The 26,355-nt window shown below is 39.8% G+C and carries 31 protein-coding genes and 3 pseudogenes; 30 read left to right on the top strand and 4 right to left on the bottom strand.

Annotation, left to right across the window (positions count from 1 at the left end):
* Positions 1-125: 125 nt before the first annotated feature.
* Positions 126-872, bottom strand: coding sequence for an IclR family transcriptional regulator (locus AC4EHJ_RS04400; RefSeq protein ID WP_490974370.1), 747 nt, complete (start codon positions 870-872; stop codon positions 126-128).
* A 220-nt stretch (positions 873-1,092) separates the two neighbouring features.
* On the opposite strand from AC4EHJ_RS04400, the gene AC4EHJ_RS04395 reads away from it, so the two are divergent.
* From AC4EHJ_RS04395 to AC4EHJ_RS04325, 15 genes and pseudogenes are all read left to right on the top strand, one after another.
* Positions 1,093-2,298 carry an FAD-dependent monooxygenase gene (locus AC4EHJ_RS04395; RefSeq protein ID WP_490974369.1) on the top strand — a complete coding sequence of 402 codons (1,206 nt, stop codon included), beginning with the start codon at positions 1,093-1,095 and terminating at the stop codon, positions 2,296-2,298.
* A gap of 61 nt (positions 2,299-2,359) precedes the next feature.
* Positions 2,360-3,343 carry a fumarylacetoacetate hydrolase family protein gene (locus AC4EHJ_RS04390; RefSeq protein ID WP_490974368.1) on the top strand — a complete coding sequence of 328 codons (984 nt, stop codon included), beginning with the start codon at positions 2,360-2,362 and terminating at the stop codon, positions 3,341-3,343.
* 1 nt (position 3,344) lies between these two features.
* Positions 3,345-3,836 carry a DinB family protein gene (locus AC4EHJ_RS04385; RefSeq protein WP_490974367.1) on the top strand — a complete coding sequence of 164 codons (492 nt, stop codon included), beginning with the start codon at positions 3,345-3,347 and terminating at the stop codon, positions 3,834-3,836.
* 51 nt (positions 3,837-3,887) lie between these two features.
* Positions 3,888-5,012 (top strand): cupin domain-containing protein, encoded by a 1,125-nt coding sequence (locus tag AC4EHJ_RS04380; RefSeq protein ID WP_490974366.1) that lies wholly within the window; start codon positions 3,888-3,890, stop codon positions 5,010-5,012.
* A 209-nt stretch (positions 5,013-5,221) separates the two neighbouring features.
* Positions 5,222-5,542: a hypothetical protein gene (locus AC4EHJ_RS04375; protein WP_490974365.1), complete on the top strand. Its 321-nt coding sequence runs from the start codon at positions 5,222-5,224 to the stop codon at positions 5,540-5,542.
* Positions 5,543-5,684: 142 nt separating this feature from the next.
* Entirely contained in the window at positions 5,685-7,040 is a 1,356-nt protein-coding gene (locus tag AC4EHJ_RS04370; RefSeq protein ID WP_490974364.1) for an MFS transporter, read from the top strand.
* 144 nt (positions 7,041-7,184) lie between these two features.
* Positions 7,185-7,430: pseudogene (locus AC4EHJ_RS04365) on the top strand (transposase); the annotation flags it as partial.
* A 252-nt stretch (positions 7,431-7,682) separates the two neighbouring features.
* A pseudogene (locus AC4EHJ_RS04360) lies at positions 7,683-8,219 on the top strand (zinc-binding dehydrogenase); the annotation flags it as partial.
* Between the two features lie 520 nt (positions 8,220-8,739).
* Positions 8,740-9,315, top strand: a complete 576-nt coding sequence (locus tag AC4EHJ_RS04355) for a TetR/AcrR family transcriptional regulator (protein WP_490974363.1) — start codon at positions 8,740-8,742, stop codon at positions 9,313-9,315.
* 126 nt (positions 9,316-9,441) lie between these two features.
* A complete protein-coding gene (locus AC4EHJ_RS04350) occupies positions 9,442-10,440 on the top strand; it encodes an NADP-dependent oxidoreductase (protein WP_490974362.1) in 999 nt (332 codons plus the stop codon).
* Between the two features lie 38 nt (positions 10,441-10,478).
* On the top strand, positions 10,479-11,318 hold the full coding sequence (locus tag AC4EHJ_RS04345; protein WP_490974361.1) for an alpha/beta fold hydrolase: 840 nt from the start codon (positions 10,479-10,481) through the stop codon (positions 11,316-11,318).
* A 38-nt stretch (positions 11,319-11,356) separates the two neighbouring features.
* A complete protein-coding gene (locus tag AC4EHJ_RS04340) occupies positions 11,357-11,803 on the top strand; it encodes a PaaI family thioesterase (RefSeq protein ID WP_490974360.1) in 447 nt (148 codons plus the stop codon).
* Positions 11,804-12,079: 276 nt separating this feature from the next.
* On the top strand, positions 12,080-12,721 hold the full coding sequence (locus tag AC4EHJ_RS04335) for a DUF4304 domain-containing protein (protein ID WP_490974359.1): 642 nt from the start codon (positions 12,080-12,082) through the stop codon (positions 12,719-12,721).
* Between the two features lie 113 nt (positions 12,722-12,834).
* Positions 12,835-13,242 (top strand): DUF4279 domain-containing protein, encoded by a 408-nt coding sequence (locus tag AC4EHJ_RS04330; protein ID WP_490975613.1) that lies wholly within the window; start codon positions 12,835-12,837, stop codon positions 13,240-13,242.
* Positions 13,243-13,436: 194 nt separating this feature from the next.
* Positions 13,437-13,769 carry a DUF4304 domain-containing protein gene (locus AC4EHJ_RS04325; RefSeq protein ID WP_490975612.1) on the top strand — a complete coding sequence of 111 codons (333 nt, stop codon included), beginning with the start codon at positions 13,437-13,439 and terminating at the stop codon, positions 13,767-13,769.
* A gap of 69 nt (positions 13,770-13,838) precedes the next feature.
* Here the strand turns inward: AC4EHJ_RS04325 and AC4EHJ_RS04320 are convergent, their stop codons facing one another.
* On the bottom strand, positions 13,839-14,189 hold the full coding sequence (locus tag AC4EHJ_RS04320; protein WP_490974358.1) for a CPCC family cysteine-rich protein: 351 nt from the start codon (positions 14,187-14,189) through the stop codon (positions 13,839-13,841).
* A 408-nt stretch (positions 14,190-14,597) separates the two neighbouring features.
* Entirely contained in the window at positions 14,598-14,834 is a 237-nt protein-coding gene (locus AC4EHJ_RS04315; protein ID WP_490974357.1) for a hypothetical protein, read from the bottom strand.
* A 334-nt stretch (positions 14,835-15,168) separates the two neighbouring features.
* On the opposite strand from AC4EHJ_RS04315, the gene AC4EHJ_RS04310 reads away from it, so the two are divergent.
* The 10 genes from AC4EHJ_RS04310 (at position 15,169) to AC4EHJ_RS04265 (ending at position 21,277) form a co-directional block, all read left to right on the top strand.
* Positions 15,169-15,570: a hypothetical protein gene (locus AC4EHJ_RS04310; RefSeq protein ID WP_490974356.1), complete on the top strand. Its 402-nt coding sequence runs from the start codon at positions 15,169-15,171 to the stop codon at positions 15,568-15,570.
* An 89-nt stretch (positions 15,571-15,659) separates the two neighbouring features.
* The gene (locus AC4EHJ_RS04305; protein WP_490974355.1) at positions 15,660-15,839 is read left to right on the top strand and encodes a hypothetical protein; all 180 of its coding nucleotides are present in this window, start codon (positions 15,660-15,662) and stop codon (positions 15,837-15,839) included.
* A gap of 128 nt (positions 15,840-15,967) precedes the next feature.
* Complete coding sequence (locus AC4EHJ_RS04300) at positions 15,968-16,300, top strand: hypothetical protein (RefSeq protein ID WP_490974354.1); 333 nt, start codon at positions 15,968-15,970, stop codon at positions 16,298-16,300.
* Positions 16,301-16,375: 75 nt separating this feature from the next.
* The gene (locus AC4EHJ_RS04295; protein WP_490974353.1) at positions 16,376-16,621 is read left to right on the top strand and encodes a DUF1871 family protein; all 246 of its coding nucleotides are present in this window, start codon (positions 16,376-16,378) and stop codon (positions 16,619-16,621) included.
* A gap of 237 nt (positions 16,622-16,858) precedes the next feature.
* Entirely contained in the window at positions 16,859-17,314 is a 456-nt protein-coding gene (locus AC4EHJ_RS04290) for a barstar family protein (RefSeq protein WP_490974352.1), read from the top strand.
* 89 nt (positions 17,315-17,403) lie between these two features.
* On the top strand, positions 17,404-17,904 hold the full coding sequence (locus tag AC4EHJ_RS04285; RefSeq protein WP_490974351.1) for a HEAT repeat domain-containing protein: 501 nt from the start codon (positions 17,404-17,406) through the stop codon (positions 17,902-17,904).
* 222 nt (positions 17,905-18,126) lie between these two features.
* On the top strand, positions 18,127-18,531 hold the full coding sequence (locus AC4EHJ_RS04280) for a hypothetical protein (protein WP_490974350.1): 405 nt from the start codon (positions 18,127-18,129) through the stop codon (positions 18,529-18,531).
* A 360-nt stretch (positions 18,532-18,891) separates the two neighbouring features.
* Positions 18,892-19,440: an NUDIX hydrolase gene (locus tag AC4EHJ_RS04275; RefSeq protein ID WP_490974349.1), complete on the top strand. Its 549-nt coding sequence runs from the start codon at positions 18,892-18,894 to the stop codon at positions 19,438-19,440.
* Positions 19,441-19,561: 121 nt separating this feature from the next.
* Positions 19,562-20,068: a DUF3916 domain-containing protein gene (locus tag AC4EHJ_RS04270; protein ID WP_490974348.1), complete on the top strand. Its 507-nt coding sequence runs from the start codon at positions 19,562-19,564 to the stop codon at positions 20,066-20,068.
* 117 nt (positions 20,069-20,185) lie between these two features.
* On the top strand, positions 20,186-21,277 hold the full coding sequence (locus tag AC4EHJ_RS04265) for a low temperature requirement protein A (protein WP_490974347.1): 1,092 nt from the start codon (positions 20,186-20,188) through the stop codon (positions 21,275-21,277).
* Positions 21,278-21,605: 328 nt separating this feature from the next.
* Here AC4EHJ_RS04265 and AC4EHJ_RS04260 read toward each other — a convergent pair whose 3' ends face one another.
* Positions 21,606-21,965, bottom strand: a complete 360-nt coding sequence (locus tag AC4EHJ_RS04260; RefSeq protein WP_490974346.1) for a hypothetical protein — start codon at positions 21,963-21,965, stop codon at positions 21,606-21,608.
* A 261-nt stretch (positions 21,966-22,226) separates the two neighbouring features.
* Here AC4EHJ_RS04260 and AC4EHJ_RS04255 point away from each other — a divergent pair, with 261 nt between their 5' ends.
* The 5 genes and pseudogenes from AC4EHJ_RS04255 (at position 22,227) to AC4EHJ_RS04235 (ending at position 25,810) form a co-directional block, all read left to right on the top strand.
* Positions 22,227-22,907, top strand: coding sequence for a hypothetical protein (locus tag AC4EHJ_RS04255; protein WP_490974345.1), 681 nt, complete (start codon positions 22,227-22,229; stop codon positions 22,905-22,907).
* A 265-nt stretch (positions 22,908-23,172) separates the two neighbouring features.
* Positions 23,173-23,622: pseudogene (locus AC4EHJ_RS04250) on the top strand (DUF5063 domain-containing protein).
* Between the two features lie 243 nt (positions 23,623-23,865).
* Positions 23,866-24,045, top strand: coding sequence for a hypothetical protein (locus tag AC4EHJ_RS04245; protein ID WP_490974344.1), 180 nt, complete (start codon positions 23,866-23,868; stop codon positions 24,043-24,045).
* Positions 24,046-24,521: 476 nt separating this feature from the next.
* Positions 24,522-24,821 (top strand): DUF4288 domain-containing protein, encoded by a 300-nt coding sequence (locus AC4EHJ_RS04240; protein ID WP_490974343.1) that lies wholly within the window; start codon positions 24,522-24,524, stop codon positions 24,819-24,821.
* A 737-nt stretch (positions 24,822-25,558) separates the two neighbouring features.
* Positions 25,559-25,810, top strand: coding sequence for a hypothetical protein (locus tag AC4EHJ_RS04235; protein WP_490974342.1), 252 nt, complete (start codon positions 25,559-25,561; stop codon positions 25,808-25,810).
* Positions 25,811-26,355: the final 545 nt, after the last annotated feature.

Raw genomic sequence — 26,355 nt, 5'->3', positions numbered from 1 at the left:
TTTATAAGATTGATGGGGTTCTTTTTTATTTGTCCAATTATATGGACTTAATCCATTCCGATTCAAACATTCTCTTCAATTAAGTGAAAAAGCCGCATCCTCTTTGCTGGAGGATGCGGCTTTTTTTAAGCTGAATAACCGAATGCTTTGGAAACTTCCTTCTGGATTGTCAATAAATACCGGCTAATTGGATCGTGGATGTCCTTTGGAATATCCGGTTTAAAACCGACCATAGTCAGGGTGCCGACCAATTCCTGTGAATAATCCAAAATAGGAATAGAAACCGAAGAAATCGATGCGACAAGCGGTTCCGAAGCGAATGCAATCTTGGTTTCCGTGATGCTCTTGAATTCTTCGTCATCAGCGACCATCGCAGGATTAGCTGCCAGCTGCCAATTTTCTGTTACAGCTTTGTTGTGGAAGACGTTAAAAATCTTACCGGAGGACGAATTGATTGGCAACAAAGTGCCAATTTGGGCACCGATATTGAGTGACTGGCTTGGCTGCCAAATTTTTGCGATGACCGGTCCATTTGTCGTAGCAACTGCAAACAGCACCGAGCAATTGGTATGCTCGCTGATTTTCTGTAGGTAAGGGGTGATCACTTCGATGGTGTCCTGATTGCCGATTGCTGCAGCACCGTATTGGATTAGCTTCGGGCCGAAATGATACAGGCCGGTCGAATTTTCACGCATCAGCAATTCGAGTTGCGTCAATGTATTCATGTATTTATATAGATTACTTTTAGTCATCTTTGTAGCATCCTGTATTTCATTGAAGCGCATAGGCTTGCCATGAGCCATCATGATATCGATGATAGCAATGCCAATTTTTAGCGATTGAATGGTCGAACCGTCTTTAGGGATATCCATAAATGCCTCTTCTCCTTTGTGATTATCATTCCTAGTATAACAAAAAGTATGAAGAGGGCCAAAAAACCTATTTTTAATTCACAGACAATTCTATCTTGACATTCTTTTCTAACGTTAATATACTAATGGTGTACTAAGTGCATTAATAGTGGAATTTAAACGAGCATATAAGTGTTATGAAAACGCTTTAAATCCAAAATTTTTAACAGGAGGAATGAACATGAGCAACGATAAAAACAACCCACTCATCGTAATCGGTGGAGGCATAGGCGGATTGGCGACAGCATTAGGACTTGCAGAAAACAAAAAATATGTGAAAGTGCTTGAGCAGGCACCGGAATTTTTGGAAATCGGAGCAGGTATCCAATTGGCAGCCAACGCAACGAACGTTCTGCAAAGATTTGGTGTTATGGAAAAACTGAACGATATTGCGGTTTTCCCAAAACGCCTTGTACTGATGGATGCTTTTACCGGCAATGAATTATCTGCACTGGATTTGGGTGATGCCTATAAAGAAAGATACGGTTCTCCATATATCGTGTTGCATCGTTCAGACCTTCATAAAGCGCTATATGATAAGTGTCAAGAAAACGCTTACATTGAATTGATCACCGATCAGTCGATCGTCAGCACAGAAGAAGTCGGCAATACAGTTACTGTCACAGCGGCCAACGGCGATGTCCACACAGGGGAAGCGGCAATCGGAGCAGATGGCATCTGGTCAAAAGCACGTAAGCTATTTGTGGAGGATCAGCCGGTCTGCTCGGAATACGTAGCTTACCGCGGTGCGATTCCTATGGAAGATGTTACGGATGTTGGCAGCATGGATGACGTTTATATGTGGATTGGGCCAAACTTCCATCTGGTTCAATATCCGGTACGCCGCAATGAGTTATACAACCAAGTGGTTGTATTCAAGAGCGATACTTACCGCAAGGAAATCGAGTTCACGGACCAGTGGGGAACTCCGGAAGAAATGGATCGGGTATTCGAAGGCACATGCCAACCTGTCCAAACGGCGATCGGCTTTATCCAGCGCCAGAAGAGATGGCCAATGTATGACCGCGAACCAATCAAGAACTGGACAAAAGGCCGCGTCACGTTATCAGGAGATGCTGCGCATCCGATGCTTCAGTATTTGGCGCAGGGCGCTTGTCAGGCGTTGGAAGATGCTTCTTATTTAGCGGATATGATCGAAAAGCATGGCGATCAAATTGAGACCGCATTTCAGGAATACCAGGAAGAGCGCATTCCAAGAACAACTGAGGTCCAAAATAACGCACGTGTATGGGGAGAAATTATTCACGCTGAAAAGCCGGAGACCATTCTTTTGCGCAACACAATTCTCTCAGCCCGCGGTCCTCAGGATTACGGATTTGTCGATAAATTCCATGGTTATAAAAAAAGCAAAGTCGGCTTGAACTGACATTCAATCTTAAGAACTGGCGAATAAAGCTTGACAAAAACGACTAGAGAAGGAGATTTTTATGAAATTAATTACATTTGAAACTGCAGGTTTTTCACGTATCGGTGCAATCGTTGAAGGGGAAAAAGTCGTGGACTTGAACTACGCTTACCAGGCACAGCTGAAGAGCGAAGGGAAATACCGTTTCGAATCGATCGCTGAAGCTTATATTCCAGCTAAAATGGAAGGGTTTTTGCAAGGGGGTAAAGAAAGCCTGGAACTTGCCAAAGTAGCAGTGGAATTTGCACTTGCGAATCCTCAAAGCTTTAACCGTCCATTGATTCATGCGAAAAAAGACGTAAAAGTCAATTCACCGGTAACACAGCCAGGAAAAATCATTTGTGTCGGCCATAACTACCGCGAGCATATTCTGGAAATGGGACGCGAATTGCCATCGAATCCGGTTTTATTCGCTAAATTTGCTAATACCGTGATCGGACCGGAAGACGATATTCCATTCCACCCGATTTCAGAGCAATTGGATTACGAAGCGGAATTCGTTTTCGTCATCGGCAAGCAGGCACGCAATGTATCAGAAGAAGATGCACTCGATTACGTGGCAGGCTATGCAATCGCCAATGACGTGACATACCGCGACATTCAGCGCCGAACGCTTCAATGGCTGCAAGGGAAAACGGTAGACGGTTCAGCACCAATAGGTCCATGGTTGGTCACAACTGACGAATTGCCGGACCCATCAGGACTTGGCGTGAAATTGTCGGTCAATGGAGAAGTAAGACAACAGACGAATACAGCAAACCTGGTATTCTCTGTACAGAAATTAGTATCTTTTATTTCGAATCTGGCAACACTTGAACCGGGTGATGTGGTATTGACGGGAACTCCAGGAGGCGTAGGCGTTGCTATGGACCCTCAACAATTCCTGAAAGACGGCGATGTCGTGCGCATTGAAATCGACAAAGTCGGCGTTTTGGAAAACAAAGTTTCTTCACAGGCAGCAGCAGAAGCAGACGAAAAAACGTTGGTTCTTCAAGGGGGCAAATAACATGACAACAGCAACAAATACGCAAGCAATCGAAAGCATCCAAAAGTCAATCGACCAGATTCTATCTGATGTATCGGAATTATCTGAGCAGGATATCCGCTGGAACCCAACTCCGGAAGAATGGTCCATCCTGCAAGTTGTATCGCATTTAAACGAAGCGACTCCTTACTGGTTAGGCGAAGTAGACCGTGTACTGGCAGAGCCTGGCGCTAAATGGGGACGCGGCTTGACTGATCCTGCACGTCTCGCGGCAGTGGGAAACCCGGATGCACTTGACGTACAAGTACAATTGGACGAATTGAAAAACAATAAACAGCAAGTGGCTGACCGTTTGGGCAACTTGACGGAAGATCAGCTGCAGGCAGAAAACCCGCACCGCAACTTCGAGAAATTCGGCAACAAGCCGGTGTCTTTCATTATCGGACATTTTATCGATGAGCATCTTCAAAAGCATGTCGGACAAGTTCAGCGCAATATCAGTAAATTAGCATAAGAAGCTGTAAATAGATAGGCATCAAAAACTGAAGAAGAGGATGTGTTTGAAATGGCAGAAGCTTCACAGGAAACAAAGGAGTTTATGAAAAGCTCTATAGTCTCAGATTTTACAGCGGATATCCAACAGTATAATTTAGGCCCGTTGTGGGAAGCGATTCCAGCAATCATGAATAAAACACCGAAACCACAAGCAGAAGCGTATTTGTGGAGCGGTGAGTTAATGAACAAGAAATTGATGGAAGCGGCTGAAATCTTTACGCCGGACCGCGGCGGAGAACGCCGTGCCATCTATTTCCAAAATCCTGGATTGACCTATCGCCAGCCCTGGGGCTGGGCATCGACAACGCAAACTCTATACGCAGCAGTTCAGTTGTTGCTTCCTGGAGAAGAAGCCCCTTCACATCGCCACACACAAAGTGCTTTGCGTTTTGTAACGGAAGGCGAAGGCGCCTACACGATCGTTCAGGGCGAACGCATTTATATGCACGAGGGCGATTTCCTGACGACTCCGAAAAATCTGTGGCACGGCCACGGCCATGTTGGCGACAAGCCGATGATCTGGATGGACGCTTTGGATATCCCGACGATCTATTCGATCGGCGGCACGTTCTTCGAACCATTTGAAGGTGGTCTTCAGCAGCCGGATGTTCCTGATAATTTCTCTGAACTTCGTTACGCAGGCGGCATGGTCCGTCCGGTAGGCGATGCCAAATATACAATCGCGCCATTGGCAAACTACAGATGGAGCGGCACCGAAGCAGCAATCAAAGGCTTAATGAACTTTGACGCAGATCCATATGAAGGATTCGCTGTTGAATACATCAATCCATCAACTGGCAAGTCAGCGAACCCGACGATGGGCTCACGCATGCAGCATTTGCCGAAAGGCTTTCATACTAAAGCACACCGCCACACGCATTCGGTCATTTACCATGCCTATAAAGGTGTGGGCTACACAGTCATCAATGGGGTCCGCTTTGACTGGAAAAAAGGCGATTACTTTGTTGTTCCAAACTGGGCATGGCATGAACATTTCGCTGAAGAGGATTCGTATCTGTTCTCCGTAAACGACTTGCCGATTATGGACCGATTCGAATTGGAACAGGGCCAGGTGCTCGAAGAAAATAACGGCCATCAAAAAGTGACAGGTGAATTCACACAAGCATTCCGCTAATCTAAAACGCCTGTGCAAGCTTTCGTCTATTCGGAAGCCTGCACAGCGTTTCTTTTCTCTAAAAGGGCTTTATACAGCGAGAGTAGAAAAACAGGATAGGGGTTTAGAGATATAGGTGCGACGGATATAACGAAAATTACGGATTCTTTGAAATTTAACCGCTTTCATTTACATTATTCTGGCTCTGCTTCTTCATGTGCCTATTCGTCATGTACGGCTTAAGCACATGGCTGCCAAAAATCATGCAGGATGCAGGGTTCCCACTGGGTTCAAGCCTAACTTTCCTATTAGCTTTGAATATCGGAGCAGTAGTTGGCGCAATTGTTGGAGGACAATTGGCCGACTGCTTCGGCACTAAAAAAACCCTGGTTATATTTTTCCTCATTGCCTTTGTGTCATTGACGGTATTGAGTTTTAAACCGAGCATGGTTTTGTTCTACTTATTGATTGCACTTGCCGCTGGCTCCACTACTGGAACACAGATTGTCGCAAATTCCTATAGCATCTTTCGCTGCAGACAAACTTCATGAAATTTGCAATTCCCTGCGTTATTGCGGCAGTTGTGATCTGGTTTGTCCAAGAGAAATATGGCCAGGTTTACCAAGGGAAAGAGCGAGATTGTACGGAAAATAGGATTCTTGCAGAAGATTTGTAATTTAAGGGGGAAATCATTTGACAGTCATCAATACGAATGAATTAATCGCCAACAGCAAATTCAATCGATTTCATTTAAGTTTACTGTTATGGAGTTTTCTGATCATCGCTTTTGACGGCTACGATCTCGTTGTCTATGGAACCGTTGTGCCGATGTTGATTGAAGAATGGAATTTGACATCGGTAGAAGCAGGCGCGATGGGCAGCTATGGGTTGTTTGGCATGATGTTCGGAGCCATCTTCTTCGGAACTTTGGCGGATCGCATCGGGCGCAAAAAAGTGATTGTCCTGACGGTGATCCTATTCAGCTTATTTACTTTATTATGCGGCTTTGCAAATACACCGACCATGTTCTCAACTTTCCGCTTCTTGGCAGGATTGGGACTTGGCGGCATCATGCCAAATATCATTGCATTGCTGACAGATTATTCACCGAAATCGATGAAAAGCATGACAGTATCGATTGTCTTGTGTGGTTATTCAGTCGGTGGCATCATGGCGCCATTGCTTGGCATCTATCTGATGCCTCAATTCGGTTGGGAATCGATATTCTGGGTTGCCGGACTTCCGCTGCTGTTGCTTCCGCTCATGTACAAGCATATGCCGGAGACCGCAAGCCACTTGATCCGTACCGGCAATAAAAAAGAATTGATCTCGATTTTATCGAAGGTCAGTCCAGGTTCGACATTCAGTGAAAGTGATGAAATTCTGGAACTGGAAAAATCCGATTCGAAAGTGCCGCTTGCAGGTTTGTTCAAAGACAAGCGCGGCTTCAGCACCGTCATGTTCTGGATTGCTTTCTTTAGTTGCTTGTTGATGGTTTATGGGTTGAATACTTGGCTGCCTAAGCTAATGATGGACGCAGGCTACGGCTTGAATTCAAGCCTCGGCTTCCTCATTGCGCTGCAGGGAGGAGCCATCGTAGGAACCTTGATCATTGCACGCCTCTGCGATAAATATGGAACCAAGAAAATGTTGGTGCCGATGTACGCTTCAGGTGCAATTGTTCTGACATTGCTCGGCTTCGGCGGCAATATCATCATCATTTACATCTTGGTGGCGATTGCTGGAGCAGCCACAATCGGGGCACAAAATATTGTCCAAGCCTATGTATCCCAATACTACCCTGCATATATCCGCTCGACGGCACTAGGAACCGCTTCCGGCATCGGGCGTATCGGCGGTATGCTGGGCCCGATACTTGGTGGATTTCTGCTATCAATCAGTTTGCCGATTCAAATGAATTTTATCGCCTTCGCCATACCGGGGGTGATTGCAGCGGTCGCTTTGGCACTAGTTCCTGAAAAAGAGTCACATGCCAAAAGTAAAAGAGCAGCTGCCGCATTCGAGGTAGATAGTGAGCTGAGAAGATAGTGGAATAAAGGGGTTACATGGATAGCTGAGACGTTTTTTTACGGGTAGAAAGAATTTTTGATGCTTTAGGTAGTATTAGAATGTATTTTCTATAAAATGAATTAACTCTGTATAATTGGAAAAATAAAAAAGGACTCCATCAATTATATAAGTGCACTCGCTATCTTGTATAAAGCATCTGATGACACCATTCAATACATGTATGAGCCGGTGAAACTCCATATCCCGAGCACTAACTCCTTGGAACACATGAACCAGGAGGTGCGCGACAGAGAATATGTTATTCAGATCTTTCCGAAGAAGCAATTTGCTTTTCGCCTGTTGAGATTTGTCCTCATACACCAAGTGAAGACGCTTTATAGCAAGAAAAAATTGATGAAATACGGTTAGAAAAATGTACCCGATTTTACCCGATTTTGCGGACCTAACTAAAGTGACAGAGCTTTAGATAATGCCTGTGTGTTTAGTGTAAAAAATATAGAACTAGAGAAGTATATTTTTACTCTCTCTAGTTCTATATTGAGTTTCTTCTATATAGTTTAGCTGTCTCTTTTTCGAGCACTTTTACCAATTTATAAAAACGAGTCTTTTTAACTCCAACTTCTTGCATGGCTTTTATGGCAGTCAGTTCCTGAGCGTTCCTTTATCCAAGATGATGAAGTTATTGTTACGAGCTACCAGTTAGGGACAGGCCATTTTGGTGGCTTCAATGAAATTGCGCGGGTTCCGGCAGAGTGGGTGGTTCCGCTTCCAAAAGGGTTATCTTTAAAGAAAGCCATGATTCTTGGGACAGCTGGCTTAACTGCTGCAATCGCCATTCAAAGACTGGAAGCCAACGGATTAGAACCTGGTGATGGACCTGTCCTGGTAGCTGGTGCAACAGGAGGAGTAGGCAGTGTTGCATCTTAGCTAAAAAAGGCTATGAAGTGGTGGCGAGTACAGGGAACAGGTCAGGAAGAATATTTGAAAAGATTAGGCGCTAAACAAATCATTCACCGTGATGACATTACAGACAGCGACAATCAGCCAGTGCGTGAAGAAAAATGGTCGGCAGCGATTGATCCTGTTGGAGGAAAAACCCTCCAGTACATCCTAAGTACATTGAAGTATGATGGATCTGTAGCTACCTGCGGTTTCACAGGGGGCAGTGAAGTTTCTACAACCGTTTTCCCTCATATAATGATTTAATAGAAACTAAAGCATTACCAATTTCGCTCATAGCTGCTTTGACCTCCTTTGCATATGCTAGTATTATTTCGTTTATTTCAGTCTATTCAGAGTCAATTGGTCTAGCAGAAGTAGCAAGGTTTTAGGTCTCCTTGTTTCGAGTGTAGGCTTTTTAAAACTATATCTTATCTGTGCTGTTTTAATCCTTGTTGTTATAGGTTTATACTTACTTGTTCAAGCAAGAACGAATAAAATGTCAACCTCTGAAGAGATTTAAAACAGACGGAACTGTATGCTCCTTACAGCATACAGTTCTTTTTATTTTGAATTGGTATTAATCATAAAGATAGTAAGGGAAATAAATATTCGTGATTTGAATTTCAAAGTGACGAACCATTTCATCAGAAATTTTTATTCTTTACTAATCGTTCTCAAAATGATAGTATAAGTTGCAAGAAGGTGAGGAATCATTTTAAAGAAACAAGAATGATTGTTCTCAAATCTTGTGAATGAATGAAGAGGGAGAAACTGCATGGCGAGAAACAGGGAATATGATGAACATGAAGTGTTGCAAAAAGCGATGGAACTTTTTTGGAGACAGGGCTATGAAAAGACCTCCATGCAAGATCTGGTTGAGCATATGGGCATCCACCGCAGAAGCATCTACGATACGTTTGGGGACAAGCACACGCTATACCTGAAAGCATTGGAACGCTATGAACAGATGGTAGGAAACAGCATGAACTCGCAAATAAAACCATTGGATTCAGTTAAACAATCTATCAGACGTTTGTTTGAGATAACGATACTTCGCAGCGGACAAGGTCCAAAGGGTTGTTTGACCGTGAATTCTGCCGTTGAATTATCCTTGCATGACGAAGAAGTGGCGGAAAAGGTTGTAGACAGCTTTTCCAAGACGGAACATGTGCTGTATAAACTCTTGGTGAGTGGCCAAGAGTTGGGAGAAATACCCGAAACCCTGGATGCTACAAAAACCTCCGTGTTTCTCCATAATTCGTTGGTGGGATTACGCGTATTGACGAAAACGACCGATGATCGACAAAAATTAGAAAGCATTATCGATACGACACTATCCGTCTTGGATTAAGCTTTCTTTTTTTGATTATTTGAGAATGAACGTTCTTGAATTTTGGGCATGTTCAACTCTATTTTGGTTTAACAGGATCCTGAAAAGATATTTGAAAATGAATCGCAGGAAAATCGAGGTGCAGAAATGAAAGCGATGGTTATTGAGAAGTATGGTAAGGTACCACTGCGTTTGATGGAAATGCCGTTACCTGAAGTGGGCGAATACGAGGTGCTTGCAGAAATACGGGCAGCAAGTGTGAATCCTCTGGATTCAAAGATTCGCAACGGGGAGGTGAAATTGCTGCTTGACTATAAAATGCCCCTTATCCTCGGGAATGACTTTTCCGGTGTTGTAGCAAAGGTTGGTGCAAAAGTGACCCGCTTTAGGGTAGGCGATGAAATATATGGACGGCCGCATGAGAAAAAAATTGGGACCTTTGCTGAATATATCTCCATTCATGAAAAGGATATCGCGTTAAAACCTGGAAATTTGAGCTTCGTGGAAGCGGCTTCGATCCCACTGGTTGGCTTGACGTCATTCCAAGCCTTGCACGATATCCTTCAATTGCAAGAAGGCCAACAAATATTGATTCATGCTGGGGCTGGAGGTGTTGGAACCTTTGCGATTCAACTGGCGAAATCAATGGGTGCTTACGTGGCAACCACGGCGAGTGAAGCCGGTTCGGGTTTAGTCAAATCTCTCGGTGCGGACGAAATCATCAATTACAAAGCAGACAAATTTGAAAACATCCTGAAAAATTATGATGCCGCATTTGATACACTCGGCGGCGAGAATCTGGAAAAATCATTTCGTGTGATAAAAAACGGAGGAGAGATTGTATCCGTTGCAGGATTGCCAAATGCTCGCTTTGCCAAGGAACGGGGATTAGGATTTATAAAAACGATGCTGCTCTCCGCAGTAAGTAAAAAACTTACTGCGCTTGAAAAAAAGCATGATGTCCGATATACGTATTTGTTCATGACATCAAGTGGAGAACAATTACGCATTATTGCCGATTTTATCGAATCCGGAAAAATTAAATTGGTAATTGACTGTGTTTTTTCTTTTGAGGATGCTCAGAAGGCGATGGAATATGCGGAATCGGGAAGAGCTAAAGGAAAAATCATCTTAACTATGAAGTAACAACTACTCGAACGATACGTTCAAAAGGAGAGAAGACAATGGCAATAGTTAAAATTCCAACTGAATCAAGTTATGTCGAAGCAGAAGGTATCCGGTTTGCCTATCGAAAGTTTGGTCAAGAAACAGGAATTCCCCTGGTATTTTTTATCCACTTCCGCGGAACCATGGAAAACTGGGATCCTGAGCTTATTGAATCACTGGCCAATGATCGACCGATTATCCTTTTCGATAATACAGGGGTCGGTGAATCCAGTGGGGAAACACCTTCCACTATCGCTGAAATGGCCAAAGACGCAGCATCCTTCATCAAAGCACTTGGCTTACCGCAAGTCGATATTCTGGGCTTTTCAATTGGCGGAATGGTTGCCCAGGAAGTAGCATTGCAACAGCCGGATTTGGTTCGCCGTTTAATCCTTTCGGGTACCGCCCCGCAATCCGGCGTCGGCCTTAAAACGCGGAACGATGTAGTCATGGCAGCGAGCAGTGATAATGCTGCTAAATCCTTCGAAAACTTCATGTTCCTTTTTTATCATCCGACCGAAAGCAGCCGCGCAGCTGGAACCGCATCACTGAAGCGGATTATGGAACAGAAAAAAGTGGACAGTTCACCGCAGGTACTGATTGCGCAAGCAAAGGCGTTGGCGCAGTGGAGTGAGCGGGTGCATAACCAATCCTACGACCGGATCCATCAGATTAAGCACCCGGTGCTGGTGACGAACGGCATTGACGATATTATGGTTCCTACGGAGAACAGTTACATTCTGGCGCAGCAATTGCCGGATGCACAGCTGATTATTTATCCGGATTCCGGGCATGGACACCTGTTCCAATATCCGCGGCTGTTTGCCGAACATGTAAAGCTTTTTCTTAATGCGTAGAATCAGAAGAATTTAATTGGAAAAAGGAGTTGTGGAGTATGAGTCACTTAGAAAGATTACAGAAAATGATGACGGGTGAATTACCCGGTGCCCCGGTTGCGCAAGTGCTCGGCTTTGAGGTGGTAGAGGCAGAAGAAGGCAGAGTGGTCATCGAACTGGAAGCTTCTGAAAGGTTACATAATCCGATGGGCACGCTGCATGGCGGAATCTTGGGTGATATAGCAGATGCAGCGATGGGATATTCCTTCGTCAGTACGCTTGCTGAGGACGAATTGTTTACAACGGTGGAATTTAAATTGAATTTCCTTAAACCGGTTTTTAAATCGAAACTGCGGGCTGAAGGGAAAATAATCAAAAAGGGCGGCACAATCGGATTGCTGGAATGCCACATCTACGATGAAAAAGGGAGCCTGGTCGCCTATTCAACGAGTACCTGTATGGTTTTGAAAGGGAATTCCAATCAGAAAAGAGAAAGAAATAGTTAATATATGAGGGATTATCAGAAGCTGTCTAAATACAACGGGAGAGAAGATGGGATTTGATTAGCATCTACTCTTCCTTTTCTTTTGTAAAAGTGTACTTTTAAGAACGGTAATATTTACCGAATTTACTCGTTATCTAATTCCTTACATAGTATATTAAGAGTTAGAATTTTAAAATATTTGATTCGGAAAAATTCGGAACTTCAAATCAATGAATTTATACAATTACTATTTAACTGTTTCGAGTACTTTTCAGAAAGTTAAATTGGAGGTTTCACAATGATTGGTTCTCCTGAAATAAATAAAGTTATTAGAGAAATACTGTCGCCTGCCTTGAATGAGAATGGATTTACTAAAGTGAATACAAGAACTAATTTGGCGTGGATTGACCATTCGATATGGGTGTTAAATATCACCGCGGCAGGAAAATATTTTTCAGATGTAACGGGATGGCCGCCTATGTCTATACTCGTCGAGTTAGGTATTTACTACAACTTTGTTCCAGTGAATAATGACCGGATAAAAATTGAGGAAGATGGAAGACTCTCTCCCAAATCGCATCAATGTCACTTGCAAAGTGAATTGCATTCCGCGCTTGATCAGATGAAGTACATATACAGCTTATCCAATCCCGCAGAGCAAAAACGGAAAGATCTCTGGTGGATTGAACCGGATGGTTCGAATGTTGAGGAAGTTATTGAGGATGTGAAACAGTCATTCTTAACCGATGGAATCGATTGGTTAAGGAAAAACACAGAAATAGAGCACGCATTTCGGGAAATTGAAAAGGAGCATGATTGTTTGGAAAAGTATTACAAAGCAAAGTTCTTTGCAGAACATTTAAAGCTGGATTCAAAGTTTAAAGAGTATGATCAGCTTTTCAGGCAAGAGCAAAAAAGATTATATGTTGACTTGAATTAATAAAAGGTTGTGAATGTAACTTAAGTGCAGTTAAGTTACATTCACAGATAAAAAGAGCTAGTTTATTTTGCTGCTTGTACAAGCGGGGAGACCGTTTGGGTGTTACAAAAGTGATGGCTTACTTCAGCATAATTGGTGACCACTTCCAACCTGAGAAAATAACTGAAGAACTCGCCATTCAACCAACTGAAACATATGTCAAAGGAGATATTATCAAAAAAACCAGCACTACTACTTCATCTGGAATCAGAAGAAGAATAGAAACCGACTGGACATTGAGTACAGGATATCAAGAATCATCTGACATCAATGATCAACTTAAGCCACTTTTGCGTTCGCTTGAAGGAAAAGAGAAAAACTTAATCCGGCTAAAAGAAGAATATGAATTAACGTATATTTTTATGATTGTCATAGAAATAGAAAATAATGAGAAACCTGCTATGTATTTTGAAAAAGACATTATTAATTTTGCTAGTACCGTAGATGCTGAGATACAGTTTGACCTTTACATATACAGCTAAAGATTTATGTATTTTGAATGTAACTTATTGGTAAGTAAGTTACTTTCGTTTAGGCTTATCTGAACCCTTATTAAAATTGCATTGGAGGTGCATTTTGTTGTCTTTGGAAAGAGATGCGATGATCGCTTCGTTAAAAAATATAGTCATTCCTGAATTAAGAGAAAAAGGATTTAAAGGATCATTTCCTCACTTTTATCGAAAAAACGGAAGAACGTGCTAATTTATTGATGTTTCAATTCAGTAAGTGGGGTGGTGTTTTATATGTGGAAATTTCAAAATGCTCTCTAGAAGGATATAAGGCTGATATAACCGGAGAACTTCGAGCACGCGATAAAGTGAAAGTTTATCAAATTGGTGGGGGTTCTCCTTTTAATCGAATTCGAATTGGGAAAGAAATAGATGACACCTTTCTTTTTACTGTTGGAAATAGTGATGAAGTTGCTCAGCAAATCAAGCAATCTCTGGCTGAAGCAGAAGAATGGTGGTCGTCATATCCAGATTGGTGGAAGAACAACCGTCCTTTCTAGGCAAACAATGAATGTAACTTAATAGCAATTAAGTTACATTCAGAATTAAGAATAGAACTAAAAACAATCCTATCTTTGCAAACGCAAATTTTGTTCTAACTTAACAACCTTGTCCCACTTGGTTGTTTGAGTCTCTTTGTTATTTTCATCTAAGGATCTATATGCCTCTATCATCATTCTTTTTTTCTCTACGACTGCTGAGTCCATGGTTTTTGGGTTTTTCCGGTACATGGTTAAATGCGCTTTAAAATTTTGTCTAGCCTCTTCTAAAGAGTAATCTCCATTTGGCCCTCCCCAAATTTCTACTGCTTGAGGGTCATCTTGATTATCATCCTCCCAGTCACAAAGTGGGCAAACTTCATAATCCCCTCTCGCGTTTAAGGTTGGATACTTACAGCAGGGGCACTTTTCTCTCTTCATTTACAAGCTCCTTTGTTAGAAATTTTTCTTAATTTTATCACTCTTAAATTTCCTTTTTTTTATTTGAGCATTATTTTTGAAAAACCAAGTAATTTTCAATCGACGTGAATGTAACTTATTTTAAACTAAGCTACATTCAAACTCCTATTTTATAAGATTTTAAAGCTCGAATTTCAAAAGGATCTAGGTTTACATATCAGAACTTATCAGAAGCTGCTTGAATAGGAAGGGATAGAAGATATGCTGTAATTAGCCTTTTCTCTCCCTGTTAACTATAAAAGTATACTTTTACGAATGGTAGGAAAGATGTAGAGTTTGAAATTGTTATTTATGCAGGACATGCTATTTATACAGTATGAAAGGATACTTAATAAAAACATATTGAAAAATAAAGAGAATTCAGCGCTATCAGTCCCTGATGATATACTCATCCCATCCCATTTTCTGAATCTCTTCTGATGAAGGATCCTCGTCTTCTTTAAGATTTATATTTAATTGTGCATGCAACGGATGATCCCATTCGCTATAGCACTCTAAACATTTTACACGGTATTGATTTGTAACTGTATCTTTCACGATAGTAACCCAGCCTTGATCACAAACCTTGCACCAGGCAACTTTGAAATCGTATGTTTCTTTCAACAAGATCATCCTTCCTCAATGTTTTAATTGGCGTAATACTCTCGAATAATTATACCGTAGGAGTTCAGTCAATATTTTGACCTAGCAATATAAAAGAGAAGTTTACATATTCCGAAATTACCGGCAGTCCATAACAGAAAACTTGAGAAGATGCTATTAAGTCAGCATTTTCTCAAGTTTTCTGTTTCTAGCTTCTGATACCCTGTGATATGTATACTAAAATACTAGTAAGCCTTTCTGCTTTTTTTTAACAGATAGATTCTTTCTGTTTTTCTGTTCATAATTTAACTATGCACTTTTAGAAGATTAAACATCTAAAAGTAAAAGGAGTAGTTCTATGATTCAATTACTTGAAGACCAAGAATGGAAATTAGTTCTGGAAGAAGAAAATCAAAAATACCGTTTTAAAATTACTCATAAGAATTTTATAGAAATAACGACAATGTTTATGGAATTTGATAAAGACATGCTGCTAATCACTCAAAAGGTGCTAAAGGATATTAGTAAAGAAATTGAAAAGGGAAAAACAAAAAGCAAATATGAATCTTTCGAGCTCTTAGAAGATAGTACTGGAAACTTTTTACTTACCGTTAGTTTAGGGGCATATCATAACTTTGACTTGAAATTTATTAATTACTCTGCAGATTTTTACTTAGATTTTGTCGGACATACTTACGAGTTAATAAAGTTGAAAGATGCTGTCAATTTAATTATTGAAGAGCAATCCTACTATCCTTAAAATTTCAGCAAACTGATTGATGAGAGAAACTAGAACATGTATGAGTGATCGAACTCTTATAACATGAAACAAAAAGAGGTGGTGATTGTTTGATGATGACTTCGAGTGAAGTAAGTGCAAAATTAAATATCCAACCCTCTATATTGCGGAAATATTCGGCTTTGCTTGAGCAGGAAGGCATTCAATTCAAACAAACACATGAAGATGCATCGGAAAATCCATGTATTGGAAGACCAGCAGAAGCAATTACTTGCCGCAATTCCGGATGAATCCGAGTTAGACGTTCCAGGATCGCTCCCAAAGCAGGAAGAAAACGAACCTGAGACAGTAACGTCCAAAAAGATACATGTAGTCTATGGGCAAGAATCTTGAATAAATAAATGGCGGGGTGTTCCGTATGGAATGGAATTGGAATAAAACTAGTATTGATCTTCCATATTCCTTTGAAAATCTTAAGACTCTTTTGGATGTAGTCTGCAAGAAAGAAAACCAACTCCCCCACGTTGATTTTTGCATGTGGTGTGATAATTTAACGATGGCTTGGGAAGAAGAAGATTTAGACAAACAGGATGAACTAGCTTTTTCTGTTGCTCAGGATATTGAGTGTCAGTGGGATTTGTATGGCCACGGTTTTCCTTCGCATGAAAAATTGATGAAGGCAGACCTTTCCAAATTGGAATTGCCATCTGAATGGTTTAAGGAATGGGCAGCTAAATTGGACGAAAAATAACCAAGGAATTACTGGATTCGAATGTAACTTATTTGCAGTTAAGTTACATTCGAATAAAGAAAGGTAGGTTTGAGTATGGTTGAGTATGTATTAGTAAAAAAAATCATTGATGAATGGGATCCGATAGGTTTATTGCACTTGGGATGTCCAGATGACGAATATGACCCTGAAATCGATGATATTGTAAGGCTCTTGCCTCAAGTGAAATCGGTTGATGATCTGGCATTAGGAATCCGACAAGTTTTTATAAAGTGGTTTGAGGAGTATTTATCAATTGAAAAATGTTACCCGGTGGCTTTAGAAATATGGAACAATCGTTAAGAAAAAAACTGAAAAAAATTTTAGTAACTAAATTTCTTTGAAGCCAACTTTGAAAATTTATCTTTTTCTTTTAGATGTGAATGTAACTTATTGGTAAGTAAGTTACATTCACAACCTTTATTTTTAAGAAATTTAAAAAGTGGCATCATAGAGAAAGTATTTCCAAAATACCTACTAAAATAAGAAAGATAGGAGGAGGAAAAGATAGATACGAAACCAGCGAAGTGGAAAGAATTGATGCTAAACGGCAGTATAATCTTGTTTAGCAGAACCGACATTTTAGAAAAAAACAGTAGAAAAATTGAAGCTGAGGGGTTCGAGATAGTTCGGTTTGATTGTAGAGCATGGGATGAAGAGCTTTTCCATAAAGAAGTTGCGAGGAAGTTGAATTTTCCAGCTTACTACGGTGAAAACCTAAATGCGTTTAGTGATTGTCTATCTGATTTACCAATAAACAATACGGGCATTCTGTTGGTTTTCACTCATTATCAGTCCTTCCTTGCGAAACATCCTGAATTGGCCATTGAACTGTTAGAGATTATCCAGATAAACTCCTGGAGAATTTTACTTGTAGGAAAAGCATTATTGAGTTTTATTCATTCAACTGATCCGGAAATATCGATCCCTGCTATAGGCGGAATGGTCCCCGAGTGGAATGGGGAAGAGTGGTTTGATAAAGATCGAGGGATATAAATTAAATAAAGTGAATGTGACTTATTGTGAATTAAGTTACATTCATATTGGCTTAAAGCCACTTTTAGAACGAGAGTGAGGAGAGAACGATGAACATCAATCTGCTCGAAAATGCACTTGAGAAAAACGATGTAGAAGAAGTTGAAAGATTAATAACTGAAATTTCCTTTGATCAACATGACGAGTTAGTCTCCATACTGATAAAGCACATTACGCTAACTCAAAATCCAGGGATAAGAAATGCAATAGCTATTGCTTTGCGGGATATTGGGAATGAAAAAGCGATTTCTCCCCTGATCGACTTGATTAATGATCCGAAGACACTCGGAAGTAGAGGGACTTTGTTATACGCTTTGGAACCTTTTGATTGCACGGAGCATTTAGATTCAATCGTCGAGCAGTTTTTAACGGGAAATTTTGAAGTACAGGGGATGGCTTATCAACTCCTAGAATCCATGGATGGAAAAGTACCTGCTGATGTCTTACTAAAATCCCTCCAAAAGGTAAAAGAGCAGCTAAACGAAATTGAAAGACAACAAGAATTACATATAGATGTATTAGATTTTCTGTTTGATTTGAATGTAACTTAATACAAAGTAAGTTACATTCATTTTACCATTCCATTATCTTTTTCAGAAAAAACGAAAAAACTAAAATTACTAGAAAAAAGATACATTTAAACTGTTGAATTTCCTAGGCTCGCCGTTTGTTGGTGGTGCTCATTTTTCTTTTAAAGAAATTTCTTAAGTAATCTAGCACATAAGGAATTTATACAATCTAAAAAACAACGTACGCAACCTGAAGGAGGAAATATGTTTTTCCCTGAAAATACTTACTTGGGAATCCTGTTAGGATTCATTTATTGTTTCATTTTTTGGAAACTCCGGTCATTAGGTCGATTAAGAATACCACTCTTCATTTATTCAGTAGTTGCACAAATTATATTTTTAGTTTACCTGTATTGGTATTACGCCATGGCTCCAAAAGATGATAAAACAATTGCTCTTTTCTCTAATTTAATTGATGTCTTTTATTTTCTCTTTGCAGTTCCTCTATTCTTCGCATTATTTGTGTCGATGTATAAAGGAATAATGCGAAAAGAAGTAGCAAGATCAACTAAACTGGTTGTTATTCCGTTATTTACTATCAGTTTTCTGATTGCAGCTGTTATTGGATTTTATATGCATATTTCTTTGTATTATGGGTTTGCGCCTTAAGAGATTTTAAAAAACAAATCAAGTGAAGACCCCACAGACTGAGTAAACTTTCAATTAGGCTGTGGGGTCTTTATTTTAAAAAATGGCGGTCTCCTGAAGTGCTTGCAGGAGTCAAATTAAAACGGAACAGTTTACAGATCATGCAAAAGCAGAGAAAGAGCATAAATTCGTTCTAAGATTCAAAGAATTTTATGCAAGATCAAATTCTAATTAAAGAATTTTCAAATGTCGGTGCATAGACATATAGAAAAAAGGGGTTCACCAGTTCAAATGTAATTTTAGTGCAGTTAAGTTACATTCAATTCTCTTTAATTTAAGTTAATACTTCTGCTCAACTACATATTCACAAGGGGATAAAGGATGAAGAAATGGGAAACGCTATCTACGGATTACCTTTATAAAACTCGATTCGGAAATTTAAGAAAAGATAAATGTAAACTTCCAAATGGATTGATTATCGACGATTTTTATGTAAATGAGTATGCTGATTGGGTAAATGCAGTTGTCATTACCAACCAAAATCAAATCGTCCTTGTAGAACAATACAGGCAGGGGGGACAGAACTTCTATTTAGAAGTTCCTGCAGGAAAAATAGAAGAAAATGAAACTTATGAAGAGGGCATCCTTAGGGAAATTCAAGAAGAAACAGGCTATACGTCATTGGAAAAGCCAATTTTATTAGGTGATTACATGGTGAATCCGGCAACTCAGGATAATAAAGTCAAAACCTTCCTCATTACAGAAGCTTTCAAAGCCACCGATCAACAGCTGGAGGATACAGAAGATATTAACGTTAAAGTTTTCGACTTTGAAGAGTTCGGCAATTTGATGAAAGATAAAGTTATAGAAACCCAGCTCTTTACGGCAAGTAACTACTTTATGGCAAAATCAGCTTTAAATAAATCTTAAGAAATCTATGTTTTGAATGTAACTTAATAGTAATGAAGTTACATTCAATTCTAATAAGTTTGGATCGTATTCATTCCAGCACATTATTAAGCAGGATACTGAAAGTGAGGAAAAATTATATATGCGCGAGAAAAAAGTGCGAGGGATTAAACGGAAGACTGAGGATATGGTCAAACAAATTGAAGAAAACACAATGGTTTTTCCAACAGAATTTTACAACGGGTACTGGCATTTGCACTTACCGGTTGCTCAAGATTTTATAAGTTCCGATAAAACTCCATGGAAGGTAAAACGGCTCTGCATTCAAATGCTTTTGGATCGCGTTGAATATCTTAAAGGACTACAGCCATATGATAAAGAGGAATATCGTGTGGTTGCCGCAATTGATTTACCAAGTTTGTGGAATTCGCAAATCATCATTTTCAAAGGTAAGTCTCATTTCAATGATATTTTTAACAGGGATGATGACTATCAAAAATGGATTCCTCTCTTGGATAACAGAAACATTCAGACTGAATGGGGTTTAACTGTTCCTGGCGATTCAGCCACATCCGGTTTTAAAGAAGTTATTGATGATGAGGACGGTTATTATGAAAGTGAAATCTGGTTTGTAGGGGAAATCAAATAAACTAAAAGGTCCATTAAATTTCCATGACCAAATTTTCATCAGAAAAAATGCTAAATAACAGGGAATCGAATGTAACTTATGATAAATTATCTAATAACTTCAAAGGAGTGCGAAGGAATGATCCATAAACGAGTATTGTGGTTAGAATTGTTTTTCGACTTGATTTTTGTTGCTGCCATCGCCAAAGCTACTCATGTATTGCTGCACTTGGAAGACGGCGTTATTCCTCTGGAATATTTGGCCAAGTTCGTCTTGATTTTTATTCCGATCTGGTGGTCTTGGGTAGGGCAGACGCTTTATACGAATCGGTTTGGAGAAGATATCCTTTCTCATCGAATATTTATGATCCTGCAGATGTTTTTTATGGTTGTATTAACAGCCAGTCTGTCTCCGGATTTTGATAGTTATTATGTGCCTTTTTTAGCAGGGTACATTGGCGTCCGCTTTGTGACTGCCCTTCAATACATCCAGACCATCCATCTGGTGCGAGGAGCAAAGCGCGATGTTGCCAAACATTTAGGGTATGGATTCTTGATTGGAATAGCCATTTCTCTTTCATCGGTCTTTTTTGAGGGCTGGGTCAGGTATTTCCTTCTCTATTTGGGCATATTCGTAGACATAGCAGTTCCCATTCTAAATAGAAGGTACTTAAAAAAAGTACCGGTCAACACGCCGCACCTGCTGGAACGTTTTGGCCTATTGACGATTATTTTGTTCGGGGAATCAATTGTCAGTTTGGTCGCCATATTCGAGACGGAAGAATTCCTTTGGAGGGAAGTAGCCGTTATTTTCTTGGCGTTTTTATTGATCATTTCCATGTGGTGGCAATACTTTGATAATCTCGAGAAGAAAATTGACAAAGAGGCGGTCACTTCCGGGCAAATCATCATTTATGGCCATTTGTTTATTTTCATGGCCTTAAGCCTTTTTGCGGCAGTGATACAGATGAGCTACCTGTATCAAGTCAACCCGACTTTTTTGTTGATCCTAACATTTGGTACAGCCTTTACCTACTTTCTGGCTACAACAGTCGTTTTTCATAAATACCGCTTACCTGCGCATCGGCTAACGGTCTGGCATTTAGTGCTGTTCCTCGCTATTTTAACGATCTTTTTAGTTTCCAATCTTATTTTTCCAGTTTCTGAACTGGTCTTATTGTCTGAGCTACTGGTCTTTTTCGTTCTCTATACCGTCATTACCACAAAGTAGTACCTCTGCAAGAATCACAAGAATACTTAAAGAATAAAGGCGCGATGCCGCTAATTCTGTCGTGCTATCTTGTATAAAACGAACTAAAGTTATCTATCTGTTTTTGATGGAAACTTGCAGTTTTTATAAGGTTGCATATAACCCCCTTATTAGGAAGAAAAGAAGTGAAAGATTTAGCTTCTTTTCTTCCTATTGTTTATAAAAGTGTACTTTTACAAACGCTTTTAAAAAGTTAATTAAACGCGTTCTTAAATTTCAAATGGAAAACTTATTTCTTAACGCCTGGTGCTTTTTCAGCCAGTGTCTTTATCTTCGTTAAGCCATTGTCCTAAATTGTCCGACGGGCTAATTCTTTCTGAACCATTTCAAGTTTGGCGGATCGAAGCTTGCGCTCGTATGGGTCCGTTTCGGATTCTGGCTTAGCGAGATAGTCCTCGTTATACTTGATTTCCAGAAAGAGGATGTCAGTAGTCTCTATAACGGCATGTCGGTGGGACTTTTCTACTTCTGCTTCGATTTTCCCCAATTCATATTCTGCTGGATCTCGCTGAGCGATTTCGGCTTGAATTAGCGTTAGTGCTTTCAAATCCGGACTTTTTTCATTGTTAAATCGTGTCAGTCGCTCATACAACTTCTTATTCGTCATTTTTTTAACTTTCGCTTCACTGAATTTCGAAAATAAGCTCATCAGTATCCTCCTTAAAAGCCCTGTTGGTGTTATTACTCATGCATTTCGTTCACATAAAATGAAGTTGGTTGTTCAGAATAGGAACTTTCACTAATATGTACACAGTACCATAACGGGATCAACTCCTATAAACTTAATGAGACTTGCATAGTTCAAGTCACACATGTTATTTGTCTCAGTTTCATATGAAATTGTTTGTAGTTGGGCATTCTCCTTCGTAATTAATACAAAGAGCACAAAAATGAAATGAGGGCTTTTAGAATGATTGGAAAATTTTTAAGGAAATTATTTTCTAGAGATTACGGGCTATCAGCAACAGATTTCGCATCATTATTAGGCTATAAAACATGGAAGGAAGCTCAAGGAAATACCTATGCCATTTTCTTTACGCAGTCGGATAACTGTTGGTTTACGACAGAACTTCCTGACGGTCAATGGGCGGTGTGGAAAGAAGAAGGCGAAATGCCGTATCCTTTTACGGTGTTTTCCACTTGGCATGAGGCAATTGGACATCTTCGGGGCTTGTTTGACGAAACCGCATTACCAGAAAGCCATTGGATTATGGAAGCGTCAAAAAAGAAGGTGAGAGATCTAGTCGATAAAGAAACTCAAATACAAATCTTGCTCTTTGGAAACGCTTTACAATTTGCTTGTGAAACACTGGGTGTGAAAGATATGAGAATTCGCGAATATGCTGAAGTCTTTACAGTCAGCATGGAGGAAGTGTATGACTACGCTTTAAACCATGGACTCCCGCAAAGTGACTCGATGAGGAATCCGCTGATTGAAGGCTTCCATTATTACAAGAAAGACGGAAAATGGCATACTTTTTTCAGGGAGAGGGGTCAGACATTCGACGAAAAGAATTTTGATGAGGAGGAGCTTGGAAAAAGGTACATCATTAAAACCATGGTGCAATTAAGTGGCACAGGACTGTACTGACACTAACAAGTGCAAGGGTCATTAGACGGTAATTCTTAAGCTTTTAGTCAAGGTTTTTGTGAGTTTACATATGAACGATTATCGATAGGGAAGAGACTTTTTATGAAGTATCTTCCCTTTTTCGTTCGTGTAAGTGTACGAATGGTTTGAAACAGCAGTAGAGGTCATTAAAAAGGAGAACGAGGGATTTCAGCGAACTAAATAATAAAGAAAATAGTGTGATTGTTAAAGAAAAAATTAACTCATAGGAGGGTGGAGTGCGAGGATGCAAAATAAAGAAGTGGAAGCGTTTCTAGCTGTAGCTATAGCCTATTGTAACTTTATCGATTCATGCAGTTCTTTTGATGAGAAGGAAAGTTTGAGCAAACTGTTAAGAATTCTTTCTCGACTGTATACAGCAGCCCTCGACTTGCCGGAAGTCGAATCTGAAGAAGGGCATTCGGTCGATGTGGATTTTCCACTGCCGGAAGTCGACTTCTAGGATTATACCGTATACATGGAGATATTCGACCCTTATCACGATGAAACTCCCGTGAACGGGTGTCTGGATGACGATATTACAGGTATATATACAGACATTAAGAAAGGACTAATTTTATATGGGCAGGGCAATGGCATTGAAGCGGTATGGGAGTGGAAGTTCGGCTTCGAAGTACATTGGGGTGAGCATGCCACAAGTGCCATCCGTGCGCTGCATTCCATCAACTCCTTATAATCTCTACTTGATTTCAAAGTTTACGTCACCTTTTGCCCCCTTTAGGAGTTCATGACTTGATAAAGAACTATCCATAGGTAAAAGCAGGACATCGAATGCAATAAAAGCGCAGCCAATAGATCCTCAAAAAGAAAGGTGGCAGGGAGAGATAAGATGTTATTTAATAAAAAATCATTTATCTGTTTGGTCTGTGGATACGATCGGTTACCCGGTCCGTTATACAACCAAGAGGGCATCCCGGACGTGAGCTTGATTTGTCGCTGTTGCGGTTTTCAGCCAGGGTACGATGACGACGAACTGGGGTATACGATTGAATCTTACCGGACGGAGTGGATAGAAAACGGTGCCAAATGGTTCGATAAGAAACAAAAGCCTAAGAAGTGGGATTTGCATGAACAACTCAAGAACATTGAAGGTTCTTAATAGATACAGGAGCATCTCTATTTTGCCCGGAAAATATGCAGCGTTCATTCCTTTATCAAGCGGAAAGGGAAAAAGACTTGAGTAGAAGTGCAGTTTACATATCAGTAATTAACAGAAACAGTAGTTATTTTAGCAGCAAAATACAAAGAGGGGAAGCAGTGCTGATTAGCAATGTTTTTCCCTCTTTTTCTATAAAAAGAGTTCTTCTACGAACGCTTTATTAAGGAATTTCTAAATGGTTCATGCTTCAAGTTTTCACTACATACAGGCTATTTATTAAAGAGCCATTCCATAAACTTGATGAGGAAGGATATTCCAGTGGTCCGAGAGAATCTATTTTTAAACGTACTTCGAAAAAGGCTTGTTAGATTAAGTTGCGAACATCCAAAATGAGCTTATCTACACCGTCAGTCCATTGCGAATTTTTACAGAGAAGAGATTGACTACGATAACCTGAATTTCAGAGGGGGAAGAACATGAAAAAAAGAGTTCGGAAAAAAATAAGCAGTGACTGGGACTGGTATGCCGTCAAGGTCTTGTATGAATGCATCATTTCAGGTGAGCCTGCTCCAGAAACGATGGATGAAGATTTTCCAAATGACGATAAAATGTTTGAGGAAAGCATCCTGCTCGTAAAGGCCCCTTCTATTGATCTGGCTAATATTTTTGGTGAACAGGAAGCTAAAAAGCAGCAACATGATTACTTGAATCCGTACGGTGAAAAAGTGGAATGGAAATTCGTGGAGTTAATCCAGTGTGTTGAGTTATTTGTTTAAAAAATTCAAATTGGTACGGAAGTATATGCGCGGTTTTTAATTGTTCCTCCAGATATACCCACAGAAGAAGTCATATCGCATTACTACCCAGAAACGGTGATAGAAGAGCTAATCTACAAGAATTTCCCTCTAAGAAATAAAGAAGGTGATACAAGACCAGATGCAACTTAAAGAATTGTTGAATGTTCAAGCATTTGAAAAAGCTCCATCGAAGGATATCTCCGTACTTAATTAAGTAAGCGCGTTCGAAAAGAAGAGCTGTCCCACCAGTTTGAATGTAACAAAAGTACAATTAAGTTACACTCACATATAGATATGGCCTTATACGCATGGAATCAAAGATTCCTTGCGTATAAGGCCATAAAATAACTCTATTATTTTTTTCTTCTCACAAAGAAAATTATAATAATAACTGCAATGATCAGTACACCAAAAAATCCAATTGTAAATATAGTATCGCCTATATTTATACTTGTTTCAGTCATCTCTGTTTCGCCCCCACTTCAAAATGTTTGTTATTACTATACCAATTTATTTCCAGTAAGGTTTCATTTTTTTGAAAACTAAAGTTTAAAGCTTTTTCCTGAAATTTCTTCCTGATTCTGAATTTTACATAATGTGAATTAAGTTACATTCAAAATTAACTAAAAAGGGATAAATCTTTTAAATTGATACTAAAAGGAATTTCTTCAGCCTATAATGAATATACAATATAAACCAATTGATAAACTAGGGGGATGAATGGAATAAAACAGACAATAGTAGGTGGAATTGGGGTATTATCAGGAGTTATTTTGTTTGGCCTTACGTTAGTGGCTGCGGCTGTTTATTCTTTTTATGTATCGACAAATGGCTATTCTAAAACCCAAGGCGTATTCGCTACAGCATTAAAGGAAATCGGGACTTTACCACTTATAATTAGTGTACTCCTTTTTGCTGGTGGAGTTTATTTTCTAATTAGCGATTTAGTTAGAGGAATGACGAAATAGCTACCAATCAAATTATATATCAATTCAGTGGCTCACTAAAAATTAGTGGGTCTTTCTTGTGAATTTGAATGTAACTTAATACAAAGTTAGTTACAATTACGGCAGCAAATTCGTTAGTTAATCACATTCACTTTAAGGCCATCCACACGCCAACTCTATCTTTAGTAATAGGATAGTGGCTTTGGGAAACATTATTAGAGGGGTGATCATATGGGCATAAAAGAGATTATGGAGGTAGTTCTAATAGCAGTGGATAGCAACAACTAACGAATGTTAATACATCACAACGGCTCAATTTCTAGGATTACTACTACAGTTATCCCTCCTTACGAGGAAGCGGTCATTACTCAATTTGAAAGACAGATTGGGCAATAACTACCAAAGGATCATTGCGCTTTTCTACTGGAATACAACTGAGCAAGAATCTATCAATTCGTTCCGGATTTAGGAGGCAATGGTGGAGGCGGATTGCAAGTGTTTTCAGTTCAAGAACTGAAAGAGCATCTCCATTACATGGAAGTGTATCCTCGTTTCTTACCAATTGG

This window comes from Planococcus sp. TJ-301, assembly GCF_058268475.1.
Note: the sequence above shows the minus strand (reverse complement) of the source record. Positions and strands in the feature narration are given on the sequence as shown.